Source organism: Pseudemcibacter sp. (assembly GCF_965661635.1).
In the GTDB taxonomy this organism is placed as follows: Bacteria; Pseudomonadota; Alphaproteobacteria; order Sphingomonadales; family Emcibacteraceae; genus Pseudemcibacter.
The window spans coordinates 1-2326 of record NZ_CBFIEP010000102.1; the positions used below are offsets into that span (position 1 = coordinate 1).

Genomic DNA, 2326 nt, shown 5'->3' on the forward strand with positions numbered 1-2326 from the left:
TGCGGCTTGGCTTTTTTACGAGCGCTTAAGATGATTTCATTTGCATCTTCTGTCGAGCCATCGCGCAGTAATTTAAACCCAATAACCCATTTAGAAACGACAATACGTAACGTAATCCCGAGCGCAATAATTATTGAAAAACAAAATAATTTCAGCGAAAGCCATAAGTCAAAATATGAATTTTCTGATGTTATACTCCATACACTAATGGCAAAAATAACAACAAGCATGACATATCTTACGCTTAAATCGATTTTTCTAAACATGTCACCAAGAGCAATATTCTCATATAAAAAAACGGCCCAACATAATGCTAACCATATAAGTGACCCGATCCATATTAAGCTCAGGAAAAGCGGCGTCAGTGATACCAACCCACAGTTACTCGCCATGTGAAAACCGGTGGGTAATATCATAATAAGTGCTGTTCTTGGTCCCATATCGAGCTTCATGGCAAGATGTAAAAACCTTAAGCGTTCATCTATAGGCAATGTAGGGTCTGCTACGCGATTAGCGGCCAAATAAACACCAAGGTCACCGCCCAACCAATAACCCATCAAAATGATGTGTATAAAAAGGAGTATGCTATGAAGTTCCATCATTAAATAACTTTCTTTTTGGCAAGGTTAGCGATGGTTTCCGTTTGCGCGGATATAAAATGAGCGCGATCAGGAATTTTATGATTACCGTTTTGATCAAGCAGGCTATTTGCCTTTTGGCTTCCTTCATTACCATAGGTATCGGCAAACATTTCAAAACGTTGGCGGGCGAGGTAGTTGCTCATCCCGGGCCTTCTCCTATATTTGCGAAGCGCATTTAGATCTATGCAGTCATTTGCGGTCATAGTTTCACCATATCCTGCTTCTGTCATAATTTGCCCTTTATAATTAATAACAGCAGAGCGTCCATCAGTTGAGCTTTTGGGTAGTTCATGACCACGAATAGACCCGGAATTTGCGGAAATAATATATGCCATATTTTCAAGCGCGCGCGCCTTTCTTGCTATTTGTTTAGGGGTTTCACTCATGTTGCCCATTTCTCCAGTAGAATGGAGGAATACTTCCGCGCCGCGCATGGCAAGGCACCTTGCTATTTCAGGATAAAGGATTTCTTCGGAAGCAATGGCAGCGAGGTTACCAATTTCTGTTTTGGCTACAGGGAAAACACCTTCCATACCATATATATCAAGATACTTGTCCCAGACATCATGGGGGGTAGGGGCAAACATACTGTTCAATCGGCGATACCTTAAAATGACATTCCCATTTGGCCCTATGATAAAGCACGTCTGGAAATAGAGACCTGGAAAATGATCATCAATTTCATATGCGTTTCCAGCCAGATAGATATCATTATCTTGTGCAATTTTACCGAGTTTTTCATATTCTGATCCATCGACATGAATACATGCTTTTTGGGCCCATCCTTCAATTGTATCGCCTAGAGGGTAAGCGGTAAGAAAATATTCGGGTAAGACAATAATTTTACTATCAGGGCCAACGAAACGTTTACTGGCAGGGATTTCCGAAGCAAGTCGTTCTATAGTAGCATTCATGATTATTTGCGCGTCTTCGCGATTTGCACAATCATTAATCGCATCTACGGCAGTCTGTAATGCGATACCATAATATGAAGGGCCAAGTAATTCTTGTTTTTCTAACATTTATTTATATCTCTATTAATTCAATTAATTCTCCCGCAGAACCAATACAACAGGCACTGCGACGACCATCATATCCGGCGTTTTCTAATACGGCCGGCTCGGTCAGAAGTGGGGCTTTAATTTTATCTAAATCTTCTACCATATATGTAGTCATGGCGATACCTGGTTCAAGCATGTCATCATTTCTAGGGCGGATGATTGTTCCTTCAGGATATTGGTCAATTTCATTATTCACTACGCGACCGTTGCATGACATTGAAAGAAAATGTTGGGTGTCTTCAGGTAAATCGAAAGCATTATTAATAACACTATAAGGTATATGGAACGTCTTACCTTCCTCCCAGCCAAAAGCATTCACATAAAACTGCATGGTTTTTTTCACATCGGGTGTTGCTAAGATCATAATAAAAATATGATCAACAAAGGATTTTGCTCCTGGAAGGTCGTAAGCTGGAAGGTCGCCGCGAATTTGATTAAGATAAAATAATTCTTTTGAAAGGCCGACTGCTTGCATTGGATAAATGGCATCGCTAAAATCATACTCTGTTGGCTCACCAATTATTTTAAATGGGCTATTTTTTAGTTTTGCATGAAGTAAGTCTGCGTCTGTTACAGTTATTTCTATGGCATTCCAGCCATAACTTCTTAAATATTCATATTTTG

Annotated in this window: 3 protein-coding genes; all 3 read right to left on the minus strand. The window is 40.0% G+C overall.

The window, feature by feature from the left end; genetic code table 11:
- Nucleotides 1-602: hypothetical protein (locus ACTF6W_RS07080; protein WP_438993841.1), on the minus strand; the 602-nt coding region annotated here is incomplete at its 3' end.
- Complete coding sequence (locus ACTF6W_RS07085) at nt 602-1663, minus strand: nitrilase-related carbon-nitrogen hydrolase (RefSeq protein WP_438993842.1); 1062 nt, start codon at nt 1661-1663, stop codon at nt 602-604. The genes ACTF6W_RS07080 and ACTF6W_RS07085, both read right to left, overlap by 1 nt.
- A gap of 4 nt (nt 1664-1667) precedes the next feature.
- On the minus strand, nt 1668-2326 hold a 659-nt coding region (locus ACTF6W_RS07090; protein WP_438993843.1), incomplete at its 5' end, for a VOC family protein.

Excerpts from the sequence above, each read along its gene's own strand:
- ACTF6W_RS07085 (WP_438993842.1), bottom strand. The coding sequence starts at position 1,663 with ATGTTAGAAAAACAAGAATTACTTGGCCCTTCATATTATGGTATCGCA.